The sequence below is a fragment of the Mesorhizobium sp. M0633 genome, from assembly GCF_040320645.1.
In the GTDB taxonomy this organism is placed as follows: domain Bacteria; phylum Pseudomonadota; class Alphaproteobacteria; order Rhizobiales; family Rhizobiaceae; genus Mesorhizobium.
Genome location: NZ_JAMYQC010000013.1, coordinates 37,748 through 59,346, shown reverse-complemented (window position 1 = coordinate 59,346; position 21,599 = coordinate 37,748). Strand labels below are relative to the sequence as shown.

Below are 21,599 nucleotides of genomic sequence, written 5' to 3'. Positions count from 1 at the left end.
ATCGGCGGGAGATGAAGTGGCATGACCGCTCGTCCTATCAGCAAACATCTGGAACCAGCAGCGCCGGCGCGCCAACTCCGATCGATCATCGCCCCCTCCCCGGACACCGGACATTCCATTGCGCTGAGCGTGACCCACGGATTTCACGCCGGCGCCGAAGTCAGTCTGGTCGAGCCACAATATACGATCGGCTCCAGCAATGAGTCGGACATTGTCCTGCGCGATGCCGGCATCGCACCGATTCACGCAAGGCTGCGGCGCAAGGGCAGCCAAGTTGAAATCGAAGCCGTCGGCGGCGATGTCACGTTGGCCACGGGCGAGACCATCCATGAGGGACATGGCAGCCGCTGCAGGCTGCCGCTCACCATAAGTGTTGGCGAGGCGCGGATCAAGCTGGTCAGCCTGCAACGCGTACCCAATCGATGGTCCTTTGCCAATCGCCCGCTGCTGGTCGCGAGCAGCGTTCTCTGTGCGGTTCTCGCAATTTCCATCGCCGCGAACGGGTTTTCTTTCGCCAAGCAAGAGATTGGCGCAAAGGCGTCCTCTCAAGACGGGCAACCAGTCAGAGTGGCTTTCGCCGGCCAGGCAGGGGAAAAAATCCTGGACGATTCATCGCCAGCGCAAATCCACACTGCCGCCGAAGCGGAAAGCCAGCTCAAGCTGCGCCTCGAGCAATTCGGCATAAGCACATTAACGGTTCTGCAATCAGAGGGACGCCTCGTGGTCTCGGGTATGATCCCGAATGACAAGAGTGATGTCTGGGCACAAACGCAATCCTGGTTCGATCAGTCGTTCGGCGCTCACCTTCCCCTCATCTCAAACGTCATGGTTGGCAATGCGCAGCAGGCCCCGCGCCTGAGGCTGCAGGCGATCTGGTATGGCGAGCGGCCCTACGTCATCGCAGCCGATGGCACGCGCTATCACGAAGGTGCGTTCACCGACGACGGCTGGGCCGTCAAACACATCGGCGAAACCGAACTTCTCCTGACCAAGGGCGGCGCCACGGTCGCGCTGAAATATCCGTGAACCGGCGGCTTGAAGCGGCACGATTCGACACGGCACGGGTTGACACGTCGGGCCGCGAGGGGCGGCAGGCGGAAGGTGTGCGGGGCCAGGCCATCAGCCGGCGACGGATGAATGGAGTCGACAAAGCAGCAAACCGTGCTCAGGGGACGAAATCAGCCGCCGGTGCAGAAAGGCCGGAAACGGCGGAATTCCAGGCTTCTCAAGGTGCGGCCGGCGAGTCGCTCGACGAGATACTCGCCAATTTCGTCATGCCCAATATTCCCGAACCGGCTATCCTGCGGCGCTCCGTGCCCATTCTCCAGCACCTCGTAATGCACCTGGTCCCAACCCTTGAGGGTGGGGAGCAACTCAAGACGCTCGCCAAAACGCTGATGGAAGATGAAATCGAGCGTCATCGCGATCTGCTTGGTCGCATGCAGGAAGGATAGAACTCTGACCGACCCGCGTGACACCGTGCATCTTTTGCATGTCCTGGGCTATCTCTACGGGTGCCACGGGCAGGCAAAGCGGGGCGCGGCCTACCTGCTTATTGCTGCACAGCTCTCGCCGGCAAATGCCGGCGTCCTCAGAACGTTGGCGCACCTTCTCATACTCGATGGCGAGGCGGAAAAGGCGCTTGCCACGATTGCCAGGCTGGAGACCTTGGAAGGAATGGATCACCCGGTGCTTACATTGCTGAAGAGCCGCGCCTTGCTCGTGGCCGGGCGCAAGACGGAGGCGCGCAGTGCCTTGCTTAGCTTCCTGTCGCAACGAGGCGTCGGATGACCGTCTCGGAACGGCTGATGCAATTCCTTGCCAGGCTGTCACGCCGCAGTGATCTGGTCATTGCCATTCTGATGCTCGTCGCGGTGGTAATGATGCTCATTCCATTGCCGACGTTTCTCGTCGACAGTCTCATCACTGCAAACATCGCCATCAGCGTGCTTATTCTGCTGGCCTCATTCTACGTCTCTCATCCACTGCAGTTTTCGTCACTGCCGTCGGTCATCCTCATCGCCACTTTGTTCCGGCTGGCGATCACGATCACGACCACGCGACTGATCCTGCTCCAGGCCGACGCAGGCGAGATCATTACCGCCTTCGGCACCTTCGTCGTTGGCGGCAGCATTGCCGTGGGCCTCGTCATCTTCCTGATCATCACCGTTGCGCAGTTCATCGTTGTTGCGCGGGGTGCCGAACGCGTCGCCGAGGTGGCCGCGCGCTTCACGCTCGATGCGCTGCCGGGCAAGCAGATGAGCATCGATGCCGAGCTGCGCAACGGCGACATCGACCAGGCGGAGGCACGCCATCTGCGCCAGCAGCTGGAGCGCGAGAGCCAGCTGTTTGGCGCAATGGACGGCGCCATGAAATTCGTCAAGGGAGACGTGATTGCAGGCATTGTGATCATTTTGGTCAACTTGATAGGTGGTTTCGCAGTCGGCACGCTGCAGCACGACATGTCGCTCGGCGACGCGGCGGCGACCTACACGTTGCTCACCGTGGGTGATGGCCTGGTGGCGCAGATACCCGCATTGCTCGTCGCTGTGGCCGCCGGCACAATGGTGACGCGCGTCGGCAGCGCGGACGGAACGGGCGATCTTGGCCAGCAAATAACCAGCCAACTGCTCCGCGACTCCCGCGCGCTCGCACTCGCAGCCGTGATCATGGTCGGCCTTGCCATGGTGCCAGGCTTCCCCTCCATCATGTTCCTGGTCCTTGGTGGCTGCTGCGGCGCCGGCGCCTATGCAATCAATCGCCGCTCCGCCCAGGATTCCGAGCCTCAAGACATCGGCCATACCGCCTCGCCTGCACAGCGGGGGAATTCCGCGTCGCTTTCGGCAATCTCCACCGCAACACTATCTCCATCCTACCGCGTGGTCGTGCGCTTCGGAACCGAGCTCGCACACTTAGTCCCGGAGCCCGAATTTGCCGCGCTCGCCGACGGCGTGCGCCGTGAACTCTTCGGTGATCTCGGTGTCGACGTTCCGGCCATCGGCATGCAGGTCGACGAGATGCTTTCGCAACGAAGCGTCCGCGTCGATCTGGAAGGTGCGCCCATCCTGGATGCTGAAATTCCTGCCAACCGTGTTCTTGTCGAAGCGGACACGACGCATCTCGATCTGCTCCAAATACCTTACGAAAAAGGTTCTCCGATTGCCGGTCTGCGTAAATTCGTATGGGCCGATGACAGCTACCTGTCAGCACTGAAGGGAGCCGGGTTCGTCTTCTCAACGCCGGTGCAAATAGCGGCCAAATGGACCGGCCATGCACTTCGTCTTTATGCCGGCCATTTCGTCGGGATTCAGGAGACACGCAGGCTGCTCTCGGACATGGAACCGGATTATGCGGATCTGGTCAGGGAGGCGCAGGAGACCGTGACGCTCCAGAAGATCGCGGAAGTGCTCCGCCGGCTCGTCGGGGAAAACGTCCCGATCCGCAATCTGCGCCTTATCCTCGAGGCACTCATCGAATGGGGCCAACGCGAACAGGACGTCCTCTTGCTGACGGAACATGTCCGCACATCCTTGAAGCGCCAGATCAGCTTCCGCTTCGCCGGCCGCAACAACATCATCGCGGCCTATGTGTTGCAGCGGTCGGCCGAAGACATCCTGCGAAACGCGGTGCAAAGCACATCGACCGGCACCTTCCTGAATCTGTCGGACGATGATGCGCAGGCTTTGGTCACCGAAATCGAGCGAGCCCGGTCGCAGAACGCCACCGATGTTTCACCGGTCGTCCTCGCCGCGATGGATGTGCGCCGTCACATGCGCAGCCTGCTGGCACACAATGCCATCGAGCTTCCGGTCCTGTCCTTCCAGGAACTCGCACACGAATTCAACGTCCAGCCGCTGGCCACGATCGCCGGCCGCTCCGGCAAAGCCGGCGCGCGCGTCGTCTCCCATTCGCTCCCGTCGGCTCAGGCGAATGCCGCGCAGGAGGCGCCCTCCTGACGCCAGCCGGACGGACGACATTGGGGATTCAGGAGAGAAATGGCATGACCATCCACAACACCGCGGCAGGCGCAGGATCAGCCGCTTTCGCCCGGCGGGCAGATTTAGGCCGGCTCGCTATCGCGACGATTGGCGCCCTGCTGGCGTTGTTGCTCACACTGGCCGATGCGACGGCACAGAACATATCAGCGTTGCCGAGCAAACCAACGGTCGGCTTGCCGGTCGGGCAAGGACGCTTATTGCGGTTCAATGAACCGGTCGAATCCGTGCTGATTGCCGATACCACGATCGCGGACCTTCAGGTCGTGTCGCCGAGCATGGTCTATGTGTTCGGCCTCAAACCCGGCCTGACCAACCTCATTGCGATCACGGCCGATGAACGGATCGAGGCAACGGCCCAGTTCCGCGTCACCCCCGATGTCACGCCTGCTACCGAGGCCAAGCAAGCAATGCAGCCGAGCTCGGCGACAAATCTCCACATTTTCGGGACCCGTATCGTTGCAACAGGTGAGGCGCGAGGCGTCGATGAGGCAACGGATCTGGACAATGTCGCCCGGACCTTCTCGCCACCGGAACAGCCGCCGCTGAACAACATGACCGTGCAGGGCTCACAGCAAGTCAACATTCGGGTTCGCTTCGCCGAGGTCTCGCGCACGGAACTGCAGTCCTACGGCGTCGACTGGTCCGTCGGCTACAGGAGCGGCGGCTTCGAATTCAACATGTTCCAGGACAACGGTGTGCCCTCGGGCAACGGGAATTTCGGTTTGAACATGGACCAGGCGCATGGCCTGAACTTCGACATTCTGATCGAGGCCCTGCAACGCAACGGCATCGTCAAGATACTGGCCGAACCGAACCTGACGGCCATGACCGGTCAGACGGCAAGCTTTCTCGCCGGTGGCGAAATTCCGGTTCCGATCCCGCAAGGAACCGACGTCGTCACCGTCCAATACAAGCCCTTCGGCGTATCCCTCGGCTTCACCCCGACGCTGATCGGCCGCAATCGCATCGCGCTCCATGTCCAGCCGGAAGTCAGTTCTCTATCTGAGACCGGATCCGTAAGCGCCAACGGTTTCGCCATGCCGAGTTTCGTCGTGCGCAAGGCCGACACCACGGTCGAAGTGGCGAGCGGTCAGACATTTGCGATCGCCGGCCTTTTCCAGCAGCGGACTTCGCGCAATCTGGAAAAGTTTCCGGTGCTGGGCGATGTACCGGTGCTTGGCCCGCTTTTTCAATCACAGCGTTTCCAGCACGAAGAGACCGAACTGGTCATTTTGATTACGCCCTATCTGGTGGAACCGGTGCGCGACAGCCTCGCCACGCCGCTTGATCGTCCGGCAGCCAAGCACCGCAGCCGCAAGCACGCCAATGACGCATCGGCGACGGGTCTGATCATCAAGTAACGAGGACCGGATATGACATCCCCCATCGCATTTTTCTGCGTTGTTCCAGCGCTGGTTCTGGCCGGCTGCGCGAGCAGCCCGCAACAGCGGCAGGATTATTCGCCTGGCTACAACTATGTTTCGACGGATGCAGGCGGCTCCGAGAAAGGTGTCGGCGGCTCAGTTCTTGCTCCCGATGCCTGTCTGGCCGAGCCAGCCGACGACGACAACTCTGCTGCCAAGACGAATCTGACGATCGTCTCCGGCGTCGGCTCCCATCTGCCGCCCGGTTGCGCCAATGCCTTCAATCTTCAGCGGATGTCCGAAAGCCAGCGTGACCTCGTAGAAGGCCGCCGCATGGGCCCGGCGGCGGCGGCACCGACCGCGCGCGCGGCCCGTCGCTACCTCGATGGCGAGGAGGCTCCGATAGGCGGCGCCAACAGCGCGCCGTCGGTGCCGCAAACAACGCTCCCAGTCGAGTGAGCCGGCGCGGTATTCGCCCGCGTAGTGTCACCCTACGCGTCGCGCTTCGCGGAAGATCGCTTCAGGCCCTCCGGCCCGATTCGCTAGCCGAGGATGGAGCCGAGCGCCTTCGCTTTGGCCTGAGTGCTGCCCTTCAGCCGAATGGTTCTTGCGCGGGCAAGCAGGGTGGCCACCTCCTTGGTCGTCAGCCCGATTGGCGGCGAGGCCTTGACCTGGTCGGCCTGGCCAAGAAGCCCGTACACCACCACAATGTTGCGCTTGTGGTGCAATTGCGCATTGGGAGCGGCGGCAATTTTCTGCACCAGCGGCAGCGCCGCAGCGGAATTGTCTTCGAGGGCTGCCGCCAATGCCATGTTGGTCTCGACGTCAAGATCGCCCGGCGCAAGTCTCAACGCCTGGGCGAAAGTCTCCTGCGCCTGCCCTGTCTGCCCGGCGAAAGTCTGCGCAACGCCCAATCGGTTGTAGGCGCCGCTGGTGTTGACCAGCGGCGCTGCCTGCGCAAGCGCGCGCATGCCTGCATCGATATCGCCTACCTCCATCATCGCCGAGCCAAGCCCAAGCATTGCTCCCCCGTCATTGGGAGCTTTGGCGAGCGCGGCCCGATAAGCTTTGGCGGCATCGGCAGGATAGCCTGCCCGCATGTAAGCGTCGCCTGTCTTGACGAACGCGCTCGCCTTGGCGCCTGGCATTGCTGCGGCGCGCTGGTAGAGCGCGATGGCGGTATCACTTTCTCCGCGCGCATCAATATCGTCGGCAAGCTTGATCAGGCGCTCGGATTGAGACGATGGGCCCTGCGCCTTGGCCTGCACGGAGCCGGTTTGGGTCGTCTGGCAACCGCTCAGCGCCAGCGCGACGACGACTGGCATGAATACGACACGCAACCGCAAATCCACCTCTCCGTATTCAAGCCTGTCCCACCTTACACAGGGCATCGGCCGACTGGAACCACGATAGTGCGGTAAGATTGCAACATGGCCGAAGAAGCTGAGGAAAAGAAATTACCGGCGTCCGACAAGAAGCTTCGTGACGCCCGCCGCAAGGGCCAGGTTTCGCAAAGCCGCGACCTGGTATCCGGCTTCACTCTTTTCGCAGCGCTTGGCTATCTCTATTTTTGCTGGCCGCTGCTCTTCAAATATCTTTCGGAACTCGTGCAGACTGTGACGGTGCCCGGCGGCTCTTTCGAGGAGGTCAGCCTACGTGCCATCCACCACTCGTTCTCATTGCTGATGCTTGCCACATTGCCGCTAGTCGGCATCGTTGTGGTTCTCACCGTAGCCTTCGGCATGCTGGCCACGTTCGGGCCGGTCTTCTCGTTCGAGCCGCTCAAGCCGCAGTTCGATCACATAAACCCGGCGAAGGGCCTTCAGAAGATCCTGTCGCTCCGCAATGTCATCGAGTTCGCCAAGGGCCTCGTCAAGGTGGTGTTCCTGGCAAGCCTTTTCGTATTCATCCTGATCGCCTGGCTACAGCCTCTCTTCGATGCGCCAGGCTGTGGTCAGACATGCCTGGAGCCGATCATCAAGGCGGTGATGACACCTCTCGGGACTGCCGCCGCCCTGGCCTTTATCGTCATCGGCTTGATCGATGTTCCTATTCAGCGCTGGCTGTTCCTACGGGACATGCGCATGACAACAACCGAATACAAGCGCGAACACAAGGATCTCGAAGGCGATCCATTGATCCGCCGTGAACAGCAGCGACAGCGGCGCGAAGCAGTGATGCAGCCTGCGAAGCTAGGTGTGGAAAACGCGGTCATCGTCTTGGTGTCAGGCGACCGCGCCGTGGCGTTGCGCTACGTCAAGGGCGAAACGCCTGTGCCGACAATTGTCGGCAAGGGTCAGGGCCGTGCGGCCGAAGATATGATGGCTCAGGCGCGCGAGGCAGGTATCCCCATAGTCGAGGATGCCGTTACCGCCCAAGCGATCTTCGAAAATGCGAACATCGGGTCTTATATCGGCCAGCAGATGTTTTCCCCGGTCGTTCGCCACCTCGTCCGGCACGGGCTCACTTGAAGCCGAAAACCCTGCGATTGTCGTTCTATGCCAGTCTAGCCCTGTCGGCTGGTGGAAGCGAAGCGGAAGTCCCGTTGTCGCGCATCCGTCAGCGTCAAGGCGGCCCGGCGGAAGACCGAGCAGGCCGATTCAATGAGGGCGTTTCGGTGGACCTGTCATGCCGCTCGATCCGCAGCTTGCGTTCATTCGCGTTGAATAACAATGCGTCCTCAGCCCCGGCTGGCCAGCAGCCTTGTCAGCCAATCCGGATCCATTTCTGGCACGGAGGATAAAAGCCGTTCGGTATAGGGGGCATGCGGCGGCGTGAGAATTTCGCTCTTCAATCCCTGCTCAACGACTTTCCCCTGGTGCATGACCACAATTTCGTCGGCGATCGCTCGCACGGTGGCAATGTCATGGGTGATGAAAATGTAGCTCATGGCGAGCTCGCGCTGAAGCCGCATCAAGAGCTTCAGGATATCCTCCTGCACAATCTGGTCGAGGGCGGATGTGATTTCGTCGCAGATGATGAGTTCCGGATCGGCGGCCAACGCCCGGGCGATGCAAACGCGCTGCTTCTGGCCCCCCGACAGTTCGGCCGGCAGACGATCCAAGTAAGTTTCGCTCATCTCGACCATGTGCATGAGTTCGCCGATCCGCCGATCCCGCTGCGCTCCCTTGAGGCCAAGATAGAATTCAAGCGGCCGAGCTATGACTTCTTCGACCGTCTGGCGCGGATTTAGCGCGTTGTCGGGCATTTGATAAATCATCTGTATGCGACGCAGAATCTCTTTTGGGCGGGTCTCCAGGGTCTTGGAAAGGGCCTGGCCGGCAAAGGAAATCGACCCCGAAAGCGGCGGCAACAGGCCGGTAACGACGCGAGCGAGCGTCGATTTCCCGGAACCGGATTCGCCGACCACAGCCACTGTTCGTCCACGTGGAACTTTGATGGAGACATCCTGGAGCACCTTGACCCTCCGCGCGTAAGCCGCGGTGACGTTGTCTATCGTAAGCAGATATTCATCGGCCGGAACTTCGGGCTTGGCGAGCTTGCGCACGGCCCAGAGCGTTTTGGTATATTCCTGGCTGGGCGAGGCGAGCATCTGGCGTGTTTCAGCCTCCTCCACGGTAAGTCCATCGCGCAAAACCATGATGCGGTCCGCCATTTGCGCCACCACCGCCAGATCATGCGTCACATAGATTGCAGCCGTGTTGAATTCCTCCACGACATTGCGAATGGAGGCGAGAACTTCGACCTGCGTCGTCACATCGAGCGCCGTCGTTGGCTCGTCGAAGACGATGAGGTCCGGACGACAGGCCATCGCCATCGCGGTCATTGCCCGTTGCAACTGTCCGCCGGAAACCTGATGAGGATAGCGAAAGCCGATGGTCTCCGGGTCTGGAAGCTGAAGACGCCGATAAAGATCGACGGCACTCCGGTTCGCTTTCTCTCGGCTGGCAATCCCATGCGCCACCACAGTTTCGACAGTCTGGTCGAGGAGCCGGTGGGCCGGATTGAAAGAGGCCGCGGCGCTTTGCGCGACATAGGCGAGACGGGAGCCTCTGAGGCGACGCCGCCCTGTTTCGCTGAGTGCCAGAAGATCGATCCCGTCGAACAGGATCGAGCCCTGTGTAATACGGCAGCCCGGCTTGGCGTAACCCATCGCGGCGAGGCCAATGGTGGATTTGCCGGCGCCTGACTCGCCGATCAGGCCAAGAACCTCCCCCCGCTTCAGCGCCAGATCGACCCCGCGGACAATGGGATGCCATCGCTCGTCCGAGAAGCCCTCCACATGGAGATTGCGGATCTGCAGTAGATCCTTGCCTTTTTCGCGCGAGGCCGGACCGCTACCTTTCATCCCGCAACCCGCTTGTTGCGTGCAGGAACCAGTCCACGACGAAATTCACGGATACCGTGAGGAGGGCAATCGCGCCGGCCGGCAGCAGCGGCGTGACATCGCCGTAGGTGATCAGGGTTGCATTCTCGCGCACCATCGATCCCCAATCGGCGGTCGGCGGCTGAATGCCGACGCCCAAGAAGGACAGTGCCGCGATCGTGAGGAATACGAAGCAAAATCGCAAGCCGAACTCCGCGACCAGCGGCGGCATCACGTTGGGAAGGATTTCCTTGGCGATGATCCATTTCGGGCCTTCCCCGCGCAATCGCGCCACTTCGACATATTCCATCACTGCCACGTTAAGCCCGACGGCGCGTGCGAGCCGAAAGACACGGGTAGAATCGAGCAGCGCAATTATGATTATCAGGCTGGTGATCGACGACCCGAAGATCGAAAGCAGCACCAGGGCGAAGATCAGGCTTGGGATCGACATCAACACGTCAACCGCACGCGACAGTATCTGGTCGAGCCATCCTCTGTACAATGCGGCTAGAAGACCTAGCGAGACGCCGACTGCGAAGGACAGCAGTGTGGTCGCGACGGCGATACCGATGGTGTTGCGCGCACCGTAAATCAAGCGTGTGAGCATATCGCGGCCGAGCTGGTCGGTTCCCAGTTTGAACTGCTCGCTCCACGGTGCGAAGGCTTCGCTGAAGACCTGCGTTTCGCCGTATGGGGCGATCCAGTGCGCGAACACCGCAACGATGACATAGCCGATGATGACGAGGATGCCGAACCAGGCACTGAAGGGTGCCTTCTTCAGCGCCGTTTTGGCCCGGGTGGCGCGCGAGCGCCTCAGCCTGTGAACCTGAGCGATGGGTTCGTAGCTGGTCATCGTGGATGCAAGAGCCTTGGATTGGTGGCGATCGAAATGATGTCGGCGGTCAGATTGAGCAGGATGTAGGTCGCCGCGAAAATCAGGGCGCAGGCCTGGACAACCGGAACATCCCTGGATTTGACCGCATCAACCATCAGCTGACCAATGCCGGGATAGACGAACACCACTTCGACCACGACCACTCCGACGACCAGATAAGCGAGATTAAACGTTACCACCGTGACGATCGGAGCCCAGGCGTTGGGCAACGCATGCCTGAGTACGATGGCCATGGGCGACATTCCCTTCAGACGCGCCATGTCGATATAGGGGCTTGCCAGCATGTTGATGATCGCCGCTCGTGTCATGCGCATCATGTGGGCGACGATGACGAGCGTAAGTGTGATTGCCGGCAAGGCTACTCTCCAGACATGCTCCCAGAATGGCGTCTGGTCGTTCACATTCGACAAAGTCGGGAACTTGGGAACTGCGTTGAGCATCCAGTTCAGTGACACTGCGAGCCAGTGCGGCAGGGATTGTGCAAACTCGGATCCGATGAACGTGTCGCGCGAGATGACCAGGTAGGCGAGCATATAGGCGACGAAAAACTCCGGGAACGAAATGGTTGTCAGCGTCATTGCGTTCACCAGCCGGTCGAACCAGCCATTGCGGTAGAGCGCAGCGAGGATGCCAAGTCCCAGGGCCAGCGGAACTGCTATCAGCGCTGTCATCGATGCAAGGAACATCGTATTGTAGAGGCGCGGCGCGATGATCTCGGCGACAGTGCGCCGATACCCGGTGCGGCTCGCGAACGAAGAGCCGAAATCCCCGTGGAGCATCTGCCCGACCCAGACGAAGTAGCGCTCGACAGGCGGACGGTCGATGCCAATTTCTCGCTGGAAGGCGGCGACCGTTTCGGGTGTGGCGGATTGCCCGAGCATCGCCTTGGCGAAGTCGCCCGGAAGCATTGCAATCGCAGAAAAGATGATGATGGACACGATGAACAGCGTGACGAGGCCGAGGCCAAGGCGCTGCAGAACCGTTCTTGCGACGGGGTTCATTTGCACGCGTTTCCCGTTGCGGCCGCTGCCCTGCCACATCCGGCAGGGCACACCGGGGCCAACCGGACCCTCGCAACCATCGCGGGTCCGGCCCGCACTCTCACGCAGTGGCGATCCACCAGCGTTCGGCCATCTTCAGTCCATCGTTCTCCCAGTTCGGCGCCACTTCGCCATGTGCGAGCTTATTGGATTTGGCGCTGACGAAATTGTTGAAGACCAGTACGATGCTGCCGCCATCATCATGGGTCAGTTGCTGCATCTCGGCATACATTGCCGCCCGCTTGGCCTCGTCGGTCTCGGCGCGCGCCTGGGCAAGCAACTCGTTGAAGCGGGGATTTTTCCAGAACGACTCGTTCCAGCTGGAGTCTGCGGCGAAGGCTTGCGTGAACATCCAGTCGGCGGTCGCGCGACCGCTCCAATAGGAAGCGCACCAAGGTTTCTTGAGCCAGACATTATCCCAATAGGCGTCCTCGGCCTCACGCACGACGTTTACGTCGATGCCGCACTGGGCTGCCGTTTCGCGGATGAGCGCAGCCGCGTCCACAGCGCCTGCAAAAGCGGCATCGGCGACCGAGAGATCCACCTTCAGTTTTTCCATTCCGGCCTTTTTCAGATAATGCTTGGCTTTCTCCGGATCGAAACTGTGTTGCGGCTGCGGATTCGTGGCGAATTTGATTGCCGGCGCGATCGGGTTGTCGTTGGCCACGGTGGCGTGGCCGAGAAAGATCTTGTCGACGATCTCCTGACGATTGATCGCCCATTTCAAAGCCATTCGGACGTCCGGATTGTCGAACGGCGCCATCGTGACATTCATCGGCAAGGTATAGTGGCCATAGCCGGTGACCTCGACGATCTCCACCTTGGGATTGCGTTTCAACATGCCGAGGGTCTTGAGGTCGGCGCGGCCAATATAGTCCACCTCCCCTGTCGATAACGCGGCCATGCGAGCGGCGAGATCGGTGATGGCGATGAACTCCACCTCGTCGAGATAGGGTTTGCCATTTTTGAAGTAGTTCGGATTGCGCTTGAGCTTGGCCGAAACTCCGGGCTGGAAGTTCTCAAGCACGAAAGCACCGGTGCGAACGCCCGATCCCCAATCCGCCTTGCCGTCCTTGGCCGGCATGATGACCAGATGGTAGTCACTCATGATGTAGGGGAAGTCGGCATTGCCGCTCTTCAACGTGAAGACAACCGTCTCCGGGCCGTCCGCCTTGATGCTGGCGACCGGTTCAAGCAGCGGCTTCGCCGCCGATTTGGTTTCGTCGCCCATATGGTAGCGCAGCGAAGTCACGACGTCGTCCGCCGTCACATTCTTGCCGTTGTGGAAGGTTGCGCCCTTGCGCAGCTTGAAGACCCAGGTTTTGGCGCCATCCGACGATTCAAAGCTCTCGGCAAGGTCCGGCTGGACGTTGCCTTTGGCGTCGACCTCGGTGAGGCTGTTGGACATCGAGCCCGAGAACACGGTTTGTGTGAATGTGTCCGGGTAGCCGGCCGGATCGATCGAATCCGTTGTTGCCCCATGTGCCATGCCGAGCTTGGCGAAGCCGCCCTGCAGCGGTTCGGCCCGGGCCGTGCTGACGAAGAGCTTGTCCGCAGCGGTAAGCGTCAGCCCAGCGGCCAGCCCAAGATGAATGAAGTCGCGACGGGAAATCTTGCCGCGGCCAATCTGGCTTTGAGCGATACCAAGCTTGTATTCAGATTCTGACATTTGACTCTCCCATTGCGGATTTTCCGCGTTATTGTTCGTCAAGCACCTGTGAAGAAATCTGCTCGTCAGCCGCGATCACCCTTTCTTCTGACCGCTCAAATCCGCACCTCGATCAGGCTGTCACATAGATGCTGCCCGCCTCGACGGTGACTGGAAATGTGCGCGCGCGAACGGACGGATCGACCAGGGCCGCGCCTGATTTGATGTCGAATTCCCAGCCATGCCAGGCGCAGCGCACGATCTCGTTTTCGCGGTGATAGATGAATTGCGCCCCTTCGACCGGTGCAGTTGTTCCGCATTGCGGCCCCTCGCAAAGCGGAGCGCCGCGGTGCGGACAAACATTCAGCAGCGCGTGGAATGAATCTCCGATGCGGAAAACCCCGACCGAAAGGCTGCGGATCTTGGTGATGAAGGGAGATCCGGTTTCGATCTCGTCGACACGGCAAATATATGTCTTCTCAGGCATCGTCTGCTTCCTCAGGCGGCATTCGCCGCTTGCGCGCGGGGGATGCGTTTGTAGACCTCCAACGCATTCAGCCCCATGATCTTGCTCTTCCAGGCGGGAGGGATTTGCAGCGTGTTGGCGTCGTCGTAATCCCAATGCGGATAATCGGAGGCAAACATCAGCGTATTTTCGCCGTCCATCGCCTCGAGAGTGGACCAGAGATGCTGAATATTTGCGGGCTGCTCCAGCGGCTGCGTGGAAAAGCGGATGTTGCGCCGGCAGTATTCGGACGGCAGCATCTTCAGCCATGGCGTCTCTTTGCGTAGAGCTTTGTAATCGGCGTCCAGGCGCCATAATACCGACGGCACCCAGGCGACGCCGCACTCGATGACTACGAAGTAGAGATCCGGCCATTTCTCGAAGACGCCATGCGCAATCATGCTTGCGACATGTGAAATCGCCGACATGTGCAGGATGGCATGGGTCTCCCAGAAGAATGTCGTCGGGGCCGGAGCAATCGCGGTCGAATTCACGCCGCCATGGCCGCCCAGATGAATGGCAAAGGGCAGCCCCACCTCGGCGCAAGCCTCATAAATTGGATGGTAAAACGGATCGCCATAGGGCTTGACGGAGCCTTGCGAAGCGAGAACCTGAACCATGCGCGGGTGATTGCCCAGACGGCGTATCTCGGCGGCCGCGAGCTTCGGATCCTGTGGCGCGACGATGATCGAGCCCATGAAGCGATCGTCCTTCGGCAGCCAGTGGTCGATCTGATAGTCATTGTAGGCGCTGACGAGGGCGCTGGCATAATAGGGATTGGCGAGGGTGGAAGCCTCGATCGGCTCGTCGCCGGTCAGGATCGCCACATCGACCTTGTACTTGTCGAGGTGTTTTTCCTTCATGATGAGATAGTTGTCGGCTTCTGTTTTCGGACGGACGTCCTTGCGGGAGAAGTCCTGCGGATGAAACCAGGGACGATGGCCATGCGGGAAGGCGCCAACGGGACCTGTCTTCTCGCCTTCGACGAACATGTCCTTCCATAGGCCGGAAAGGTAAGGCTCCAATACGGTCGCGCTTGACCAGTAATTGTGACAATCGCAGTCGACTATGAACACGTTGCTCAGCTCCGTAGCTTCAGCCTGGTCGATCTGCCGGCCGATTTCACCGTGTGCAGCTTCCGCCTTGAGTATTGTTTGATCAAGCTTATGATCCTGCGCAATATGATCGACTTTTTCGATCGGAGGTCATGTGCAGCTAGATCACATCGAAACCTTTCTCGACATTATCGAGTCGCGAAACTTCAATCGCACCGCCGATCGGTTGGGATTGACCCAGTCGACGATCAGCACCCGCATCAAGAATCTGGAGAGTGCGATCGGGTCGGAGCTCTTTCAGCGCGGGCGTGCCGGTGCTGAGCCGACAGCCGCAGGGCGGCGGTTCGAAGCGTACGCCAGATCCCTGCTGTCGACGTGGTCGCAAGCTCGCCACGACGTGCGAGCGTTCAACCGTTTCGAGGGCACCTTGCGCATCGCCGCTCAAGTAGGCATGACCCGTTCGGTCCTGCCGGGATGGGTCGAGACACTGTGCCAGGCGCTTCCCAAATCCTCGATCCATGTCGAGTCGGATTATTCGAACCAGATGGTCAGCGACCTAAGCATGGGAAATCTCGATATCGCCGTGCTTTATGCGCCTCGTTACCTGCCTGAGATCGCCTACGAGCATCTGATGGTCGAGGAATATGTGATGGTTTCGACGGCTGCCAGAACGCTGTCCGACGTCGACCCTGAAACCTACATTCGCCCGGGCTACACCGCCGTGCTGGAAAAGACGCACGCAGAGCTGCTGGCCGAGTTGGCGATCTGTCGGCTTTCGACGGGATCGGAAACTCTGGCGGAGATCATGCTCCGACGAACGGGCGGCACCTGCTATATGCGTAGCGACGATGCGCGCCGGTTCACGGCCGAGCTCCCATCGTTTCTCGTCGAGGGAGCGCCGACGCTGCACCAGCCAGTCCACACCGCGATACTCGCGCGCCGCAAACATGAACCAATTATTCGCAAAGGCATCCGAGCTCTCCAGGTCGCCGTAATGTCTCTGGAAGTCTAATCGAAATTACCGATCATAAAGGCAGGATTGCGCGGCTGTTCAGCGGGGTTTGAAGTGGCATCTTGGCTCGACTTCAAACCCGAGTTGACTGATGAATGCATACGCGGCCTTTGCAGCCTCCGGCTTCGTCCCAACAAAGCGTCATCGGCAGTGGGCACAGACCACATCGCAGCTTGTGCTCTGCCGGCGCGTGATCGACGAAACGCACGATGTGAAAACATTCGTTCTCACACCCACTTCAGATCGGATGTTCTGCTTCAGCGCTGGCCAGTATGTTCTGGTGCACCTTAGGATCAACGGTGCCGCGGTGACGCGCTCCTACTCCGTTTCGTCACCGCCGACGCGACCGCTCGACCTACAGATCACCGTGAAACGGACGCCGGGCGGGCTCGTTTCGAATTGGCTGCATGACAATTTGATGCCGGGCGACGGGATCGAGATCGAAGGGCCGCTCGGCTCGTTCAATCTCGACGATCTGCCGCATGCAAAGTCCCTCTTCCTTTCAGGTGGCAGCGGGATAACTCCCGTCATGTCGATGCTGCGCGCATTTACCGACCGCGCAGCCGACCAGGATATCCGCTTCATTCACAGTGCGAGAACGCCGGAAGACATCATCTTTCGGCTTGAACTGGACGCACTTGCCGCTCGCTTTCCCAATGTTAAAGTGACTTGCATTTGCAGTCAGGAAGACGCGGCATGGAGGGGTCCAACTGGACGCATTGGCAGTCAAATGCTCCTGAACCTGGTTCCCGATCTCCATAGCCGCACCATTTTCGCTTGTGGGCCGGAATCCTACATGAAGACGGCACGCGGCTGCCTGGAGGCAATCGGCCTCGCCCGTTCACAGTATCATGAGGAGAGCTTCGGAGGCGGCAACAGTTCGCGTTCGGTACCGGCTTCAAAGGTTTCGTCTTCGGTCCGCTTCGTCAGGTCTGGCGTTGCGCATGACTGCGCGCCCGGAGAGACCTTGCTCGAAGCGGCGCGCCAATGTGGCGTCTACGTCCCGACCGCTTGCCAGCAGGGAGTTTGCGGGACCTGTCGGATCGCCAAGCTGTCTGGCGAAGTCGTCATGGATGACTTAGGCGGGCTGACATCGGAAGCCAAATCGGCAGGCTACGTCCTGGCGTGCTGCAGCCGCCCGCAAGGCGACGTTTTGCTTGACCTGTAATTGCCATCCGCATCCGGGTCAGCTTTTGCGTTCCATAGCCAAGCCATAGTGTTGCGACCGCAATGTGATTAGCGTTTCGGAGCCTGTTGTCCGGCTGCACGGGAGAGTTCACCGCCGCTGAACCCCTTAAATTAATTGCAGTTTACCTCATTCAAACAGACGAGGACAGTATGCAACCCCGCCCCTAGGGTAAGAGGTCGTTCTGTCGATTTGTTCGGGAGAAACTATTGCAAGTCGTGTGGAACCAGAAGCAAGTTCGCGATTCTTCATGCAGACACTATTGGAGTTCATGTGCTCGCATCCCATAGGGGGAACGTTGTCGAAGGACGAGTGGGGGAACAACGATTTTCTCGGTGTTACCGCAAAAATCTATAAACCCCATTCGGTGATATGCCGGCAGGAGGACGACAACAGTGAGATATTCATTGTAAAATCGGGCTGGGGCATACTTTATCAGGCACTGCCGGACGGAGAGCGGCAGATCATAGACACTCCCCTCAAGGGGGATGTCGTCGGTTTCCGTGGCTTGGACGGACCCCGTCTTGCGTCGCTGGCGTCCATAACCGAACTAGCTGTTTATGAAATTTCCAGTAAGGAACTGGTCGAGGCCATCCTGTCGGAAGGCCGAATCGGGAAGAAGATCGCCTGCTCCCTGGCGCGCCTGAACGCCATCCTTGCCGAACATCTCATGAATACCGGGCGGCGGAACGCGATGAGGCGTACCGCCCACTTCCTGCTAGAGTTGGAGGTGAGGCTCTCCAGGGTTGGGCTGTCGGCGCATGGAAGGTATGAGTGTCCTCTTGCCCAGCATGAACTGGCCGACATACTCGGCATGACCACGGTTCACGTCAACCGAACGTTAAGGGAGCTCCGCAAGGCCGATCTCGTTTCTTTCAAGTCAGGCCATGTAGAGGTGATCAATCGCAAGAAGCTGGTCGAAACAGCCGGATTCGACAGCGAGTATCTCAGGTAGCGGCTATCTCGCTTGAAGAGATTATCATGACGGGCGGCAACTCGGCCTGTCGCACCGAGGCCGGTGTGTTGCTGAAATATGCGCGGAGCCCCTTTTACTGCGGCAGATCCACGGGTGGGGCTCAAGCTAAATTGTTGAGCCATGGCTATCAGCGCTGTGCGCTAACCATGTCAACGGCACCTTCAGGAGTTCTGGTCTACCGCGGGAATCGCCGCAGGTACCAGCCGATCAACATTCGGCTGCCTGCTAGGTGAGATGGCCAAGTGGTCCTGTGCATGCGTCTTCAGGCGGATTGCAGCCCTTTGGTCCGGCTTGGCGCCGGTTCCCTGAAAATTATGAAAAAAGCAACCTATGTTAGAGACTGCTTATAAATAAACCCTACACTTACCCAAGTTGGGTGTCTGCTGGGTCGGGAACTAAACAGGACGCAAATGGAGTAATCGAGCCTCGACGTTTCACAAGGCGCAATACCAAGTTTTTCAATGCCAGAGAATGCGGAAACCATATCGGCCGGCGCAAGGCGGCTTGTGTGGAAGAGCGGGTATTGATATGGGCTCCACAGCAGGACTGCACAATTGCACTTCGGCAAATCGATCCGGAGTCCCGTCCGGTGGAACGGAAACCGTTCGCGGGCAGACAGGCAGGGAATGCCTCCTCATTCTGGACGGAAGGGCTCTAGACCGCGAGTGTCTCGCATCGGCTCTCGTGGACCACGAACTCGGTATGGATGTCACCGCGTGGCGTTCCGTCGAGGAATGGCGCGTCGGAAAGAGCTCTGCCCCTCCCCTTGCCGCCATACTCTTCAACCTTGGCAGTCGGAAGGTTACAGATTATGGCCTCGCTGACGAGATCAGGCACATTTCATCCGAGTTCAAATCGGTCCCTGTGGTCGTCCTGGCCGAGACAGAAGACCTTGCCCAGATACTGACCGCTCTCGAATGCGGTGCACGCGGCTACATTCCGACCTCTGTTGGAATCGATGTCTGTGTCGAGGCAATCAACCTGGCGGCAGCGGGAGGCATCTTCGTGCCGGCGAGCAGTGTCCTTGCTATGCGGCACCTGATAGAGTCGGGCCGCCGCGACACGCAGCCTTTGGCGGGCATTTTCACGCTTAGGCAGGCCGAGGTTGCGCTAGCGCTCCGGCGCGGCAAGGCGAACAAGATCATCGCCTACGAACTGAATTTGCGCGAAAGCACGGTGAAGGTCCACATCCGCAATATCATGAAGAAGCTAAAGGCGACCAACCGCACGGAAGTCGCCTGCAAGGTCAACGATCTTCTCTCAGAAGGAACTCTGCCTGAAGAGTGAGCCCAAGTATAACACTGCCCACCTTGGGTGAATCCTGTGGCCATGTTCGGCTATTCGCCCTATCAAACATGTATTGTGAAAGTCGAAATCGGCGGCTAATCGGCTGTCTAAGCAGGCTCGGGGAAGGTGTGTCTTCCTACCCATCCTATGGCCTCCTCGATCGTATCGAAATTCTTGTGCTGACCGCTCAGCAGCCCGAATCCCGTTTCGAGGAACCATTTGCCTTTCGTGGAATATGCTTCCTCGTCGATTTGGGTAAGGACCGCCACCAATTGGTCGCGTTTCCACACCAGCACCCCGGATTCTCCGCCTTCAACCGTTCCGATCCGGACTTCGCTGAATGACAATCCAGAAACAGTCTTCGCTTCGCCCATTTTGATGAATTCCTCAGATTCAAAATGGCAATAAAATCCGCGAGCTTTGCAATTTGTTATCAAATCACGCAGTGAGTTCGAGCCGTTTGAGGCGATCTAACTCGGCAATCGACGCTATTGAGTACAGGCGACAACGCGATCTGAGACGACCGCCGCCAATACAAAGGGCCGGGTCGTGGTCACATCGGCGCCGTCCACATGATGCGTGCGGTCTCCCACCGCGCTCCTTCGCCCAGCCCGGGAACGATTTGAGCCCTATGCCTTGTTGATCGGCAACGAAGTCTGGCAGTGGATGCGCCAGCCCGAACGAAGATCTATCGCAGGTCATATTGGATGATTATCATCGAGAAAGAGGTATCCGTTTTGTGCTTCAGGCAGGTCATGCGGATGGTGAGCTGACTGAGGTTCTATCGTGTCGTTCCCCGTCGGGCCGTCGCCAGACGCTGGAGTAAGCATACCATGGTTCATTGCCCAAACTGCGGCCTGTGTTCGGTTGCGAACCCGAATCTTTCGAAGGATGGCCTTGACGTGTACCTTCACTGTAGCCTCGGCGATATTAATCTCGCGCGCGATGACTTTGTTGGATTCCCCTCCGATCAAGCGACGCAGAATGGACTTCTCCCGATTTGACAAAATCACTAGTTCTTCACCTTCAATCTCCACTTTAACTGCAGCGCTCGGTAACTCAGCAGCTACAGCATCATTCCTCAACCCTTGTCTAATATCTTCAATTACCATCGAAGTTTCCGTAGGCAACACGATTTGCCCTAGCGTAACCAATTCGAGAGCTTTAATGAACGTGTCGTAAGCAGCGACCTTTGTCAGATACCCGTTAGCCCCGGCACGAAAAGCTGAGATTATGTTGGTCGTTCGACAGTGATCGGCTAGCGCAACGACATGGCTGGTCGGGTAGATCGCCTTAAAGTCTGCAATTTGTGCGAACTCAGCATCCGCATCAGTATCGCCGACATCTATGATGAGCAAGATGGAACGGTGCTGGGGTAGCGGCTTCTGCAGAAGATCGTGAACAGTCGCCGCGGAGAAAAGAATACGAAAATTTGCCGCATTCAGGGTTCGACTAAGCGCTTCTCGAAGCAACTCGCTCGGCTCGACAAGCACGGTTATGAAAGATTTTCTTTTCATCATCGCATTCTCGCTCGGCGCGATTGGGATACACCTGTCGATTGGGATGCTCCAAAGCGCCAGCCGCACAGTTTCTTTTGTTCTTAATGTTACGCTCGGAAACCCTTACACCCAAATACCATCTTTAGGCGTAGGGCAGCATCATCGAGGCGTATCCGAATTCTTCAACCTGGGGCTTTTGGTCAAGGGCACGAGCTCCTGGTTTCAGCAGCTCAGGGAGGCGGCCATCGTAGCAAAGGACTGCGCGGCCGTGAGGATTGCCAGGGCTTGTTTTCCGGTGGGCGTGGTGGTGCCCCCGATCTGGCGGGAGAGCGTCGCGGTTTATGCGGCGAGCGGCGGGCTCAGGCGAGCCGCCCCGCGGCAGTCGACCACTCGGGGATGTCGCGCAGGGCCGGGTGAAGCCGACGCTGACGCGGGCACGCTGATCTGAGCACACGCACACGCCGAGCTTCAGCAGCTGAGGCAATGCCTGCCGCGGCCGATTTAGGGTAACGCTGCAAGGGATCTTGCTTTGTCGGGGCCGGAATTCTAGCCAGACATGAGAGCCGACGAAAGAAACGCGATGCGGCCAGTTTCGCTATGATTACCCGATAGGATTGCCAAGACTGACGGCTTCGTCGCGTCGTTCTTCTGGGCCCGGACAACATAGTGGGAAATGGCCAGCTATCCTGCCAATGCATGTCGGAGCCACAGAGACGCACGTCGGCAAACCAAGTTTCCGGCCCTCCGTTTCGTTCGATCGCGTTTGTCCTGTCACCATCGAGGAAGCTCTCCTGGAGCGCAGCA

The 21,599-nt window shown here is 59.2% G+C and carries 21 protein-coding genes; 12 read left to right on the top strand and 9 right to left on the bottom strand.

All coding sequences use genetic code 11. The features are described 5' to 3' along the window. The first annotated feature begins 21 nt into the window (after positions 1-21). The 6 genes from NKI47_RS15955 to NKI47_RS15930 are packed head-to-tail and all read left to right on the top strand — an operon-like array spanning position 22 to position 5,821. On the top strand, positions 22-1,026 hold the full coding sequence (locus NKI47_RS15955; RefSeq protein WP_352591432.1) for a SctD/MshK family protein: 1,005 nt from the start codon (positions 22-24) through the stop codon (positions 1,024-1,026). Beyond that, positions 1,023-1,454, top strand: a complete 432-nt coding sequence (locus tag NKI47_RS15950; RefSeq protein ID WP_352591429.1) for a hypothetical protein — start codon at positions 1,023-1,025, stop codon at positions 1,452-1,454. The genes NKI47_RS15955 and NKI47_RS15950 overlap by 4 nt, the downstream gene beginning before the upstream one ends. Then, positions 1,405-1,791 (top strand): tetratricopeptide repeat protein, encoded by a 387-nt coding sequence (locus NKI47_RS15945; protein WP_352591426.1) that lies wholly within the window; start codon positions 1,405-1,407, stop codon positions 1,789-1,791. Before NKI47_RS15950 ends, NKI47_RS15945 begins: the two co-directional genes overlap by 50 nt. Beyond that, positions 1,788-3,956, top strand: coding sequence for a type III secretion system export apparatus subunit SctV (sctV, locus tag NKI47_RS15940; RefSeq protein WP_352591423.1), 2,169 nt, complete (start codon positions 1,788-1,790; stop codon positions 3,954-3,956). Before NKI47_RS15945 ends, sctV begins: the two co-directional genes overlap by 4 nt. 44 nt (positions 3,957-4,000) lie before the next feature. Beyond that, positions 4,001-5,359: a type II and III secretion system protein family protein gene (locus NKI47_RS15935; protein ID WP_352591420.1), complete on the top strand. Its 1,359-nt coding sequence runs from the start codon at positions 4,001-4,003 to the stop codon at positions 5,357-5,359. Between the two features lie 12 nt (positions 5,360-5,371). Next, complete coding sequence (locus NKI47_RS15930) at positions 5,372-5,821, top strand: hypothetical protein (protein ID WP_352449145.1); 450 nt, start codon at positions 5,372-5,374, stop codon at positions 5,819-5,821. Between the two features lie 83 nt (positions 5,822-5,904). Here NKI47_RS15930 and NKI47_RS15925 read toward each other — a convergent pair whose 3' ends face one another. Continuing rightward, positions 5,905-6,714, bottom strand: coding sequence for a tetratricopeptide repeat protein (locus tag NKI47_RS15925; RefSeq protein ID WP_352591417.1), 810 nt, complete (start codon positions 6,712-6,714; stop codon positions 5,905-5,907). 78 nt (positions 6,715-6,792) lie between these two features. Here NKI47_RS15925 and NKI47_RS15920 point away from each other — a divergent pair, with 78 nt between their 5' ends. Then, positions 6,793-7,833 (top strand): EscU/YscU/HrcU family type III secretion system export apparatus switch protein, encoded by a 1,041-nt coding sequence (locus tag NKI47_RS15920; protein WP_352591414.1) that lies wholly within the window; start codon positions 6,793-6,795, stop codon positions 7,831-7,833. A 209-nt stretch (positions 7,834-8,042) separates the two neighbouring features. On the opposite strand, the gene NKI47_RS15915 is transcribed toward NKI47_RS15920, so the two are convergent. The 6 genes from NKI47_RS15915 to NKI47_RS15890 form a co-directional block, all read right to left on the bottom strand. Then, the gene (locus NKI47_RS15915) at positions 8,043-9,671 is read right to left on the bottom strand and encodes an ABC transporter ATP-binding protein (protein WP_352591411.1); all 1,629 of its coding nucleotides are present in this window, start codon (positions 9,669-9,671) and stop codon (positions 8,043-8,045) included. Then, the gene (locus NKI47_RS15910) at positions 9,661-10,545 is read right to left on the bottom strand and encodes an ABC transporter permease (protein WP_352591408.1); all 885 of its coding nucleotides are present in this window, start codon (positions 10,543-10,545) and stop codon (positions 9,661-9,663) included. The genes NKI47_RS15915 and NKI47_RS15910 overlap by 11 nt, the downstream gene beginning before the upstream one ends. Next, entirely contained in the window at positions 10,542-11,588 is a 1,047-nt protein-coding gene (locus NKI47_RS15905; RefSeq protein ID WP_352591405.1) for an ABC transporter permease, read from the bottom strand. Before NKI47_RS15905 ends, NKI47_RS15910 begins: the two co-directional genes overlap by 4 nt. Positions 11,589-11,688: 100 nt before the next feature. Next, entirely contained in the window at positions 11,689-13,296 is a 1,608-nt protein-coding gene (locus NKI47_RS15900) for an ABC transporter substrate-binding protein (RefSeq protein ID WP_352591402.1), read from the bottom strand. 112 nt (positions 13,297-13,408) lie between these two features. Continuing rightward, positions 13,409-13,762 carry a Rieske (2Fe-2S) protein gene (locus NKI47_RS15895; protein ID WP_352591398.1) on the bottom strand — a complete coding sequence of 118 codons (354 nt, stop codon included), beginning with the start codon at positions 13,760-13,762 and terminating at the stop codon, positions 13,409-13,411. An 11-nt stretch (positions 13,763-13,773) separates the two neighbouring features. Then, positions 13,774-14,856 carry an amidohydrolase family protein gene (locus NKI47_RS15890; protein ID WP_352591395.1) on the bottom strand — a complete coding sequence of 361 codons (1,083 nt, stop codon included), beginning with the start codon at positions 14,854-14,856 and terminating at the stop codon, positions 13,774-13,776. Between the two features lie 133 nt (positions 14,857-14,989). Here NKI47_RS15890 and NKI47_RS15885 point away from each other — a divergent pair, with 133 nt between their 5' ends. The 4 genes from NKI47_RS15885 to NKI47_RS15870 all read left to right on the top strand — a co-directional run bounded on the left by NKI47_RS15885 (position 14,990) and on the right by NKI47_RS15870 (position 19,296). After that, the gene (locus NKI47_RS15885; protein WP_292653663.1) at positions 14,990-15,847 is read left to right on the top strand and encodes a LysR family transcriptional regulator; all 858 of its coding nucleotides are present in this window, start codon (positions 14,990-14,992) and stop codon (positions 15,845-15,847) included. A gap of 91 nt (positions 15,848-15,938) precedes the next feature. Beyond that, entirely contained in the window at positions 15,939-17,015 is a 1,077-nt protein-coding gene (locus tag NKI47_RS15880; protein WP_352591392.1) for an FAD-binding oxidoreductase, read from the top strand. A 316-nt stretch (positions 17,016-17,331) separates the two neighbouring features. Beyond that, a complete protein-coding gene (locus NKI47_RS15875; RefSeq protein ID WP_352454219.1) occupies positions 17,332-17,988 on the top strand; it encodes a Crp/Fnr family transcriptional regulator in 657 nt (218 codons plus the stop codon). 549 nt (positions 17,989-18,537) lie between these two features. Further along, complete coding sequence (locus tag NKI47_RS15870) at positions 18,538-19,296, top strand: LuxR C-terminal-related transcriptional regulator (RefSeq protein WP_352591389.1); 759 nt, start codon at positions 18,538-18,540, stop codon at positions 19,294-19,296. A 107-nt stretch (positions 19,297-19,403) separates the two neighbouring features. On the opposite strand, the gene NKI47_RS15865 is transcribed toward NKI47_RS15870, so the two are convergent. Together NKI47_RS15865 and NKI47_RS15860 are read right to left on the bottom strand one after the other, a co-directional pair. Then, on the bottom strand, positions 19,404-19,670 hold the full coding sequence (locus tag NKI47_RS15865) for a hypothetical protein (protein ID WP_352591386.1): 267 nt from the start codon (positions 19,668-19,670) through the stop codon (positions 19,404-19,406). 324 nt (positions 19,671-19,994) lie between these two features. After that, entirely contained in the window at positions 19,995-20,816 is an 822-nt protein-coding gene (locus NKI47_RS15860; RefSeq protein ID WP_352591383.1) for a LuxR C-terminal-related transcriptional regulator, read from the bottom strand. On the opposite strand from NKI47_RS15860, the gene NKI47_RS15855 reads away from it, so the two are divergent. Continuing rightward, positions 20,794-21,243, top strand: coding sequence for a hypothetical protein (locus NKI47_RS15855; RefSeq protein WP_352591380.1), 450 nt, complete (start codon positions 20,794-20,796; stop codon positions 21,241-21,243). The genes NKI47_RS15860 and NKI47_RS15855 overlap by 23 nt on opposite strands. The last annotated feature ends 356 nt before the right edge of the window (positions 21,244-21,599 follow it).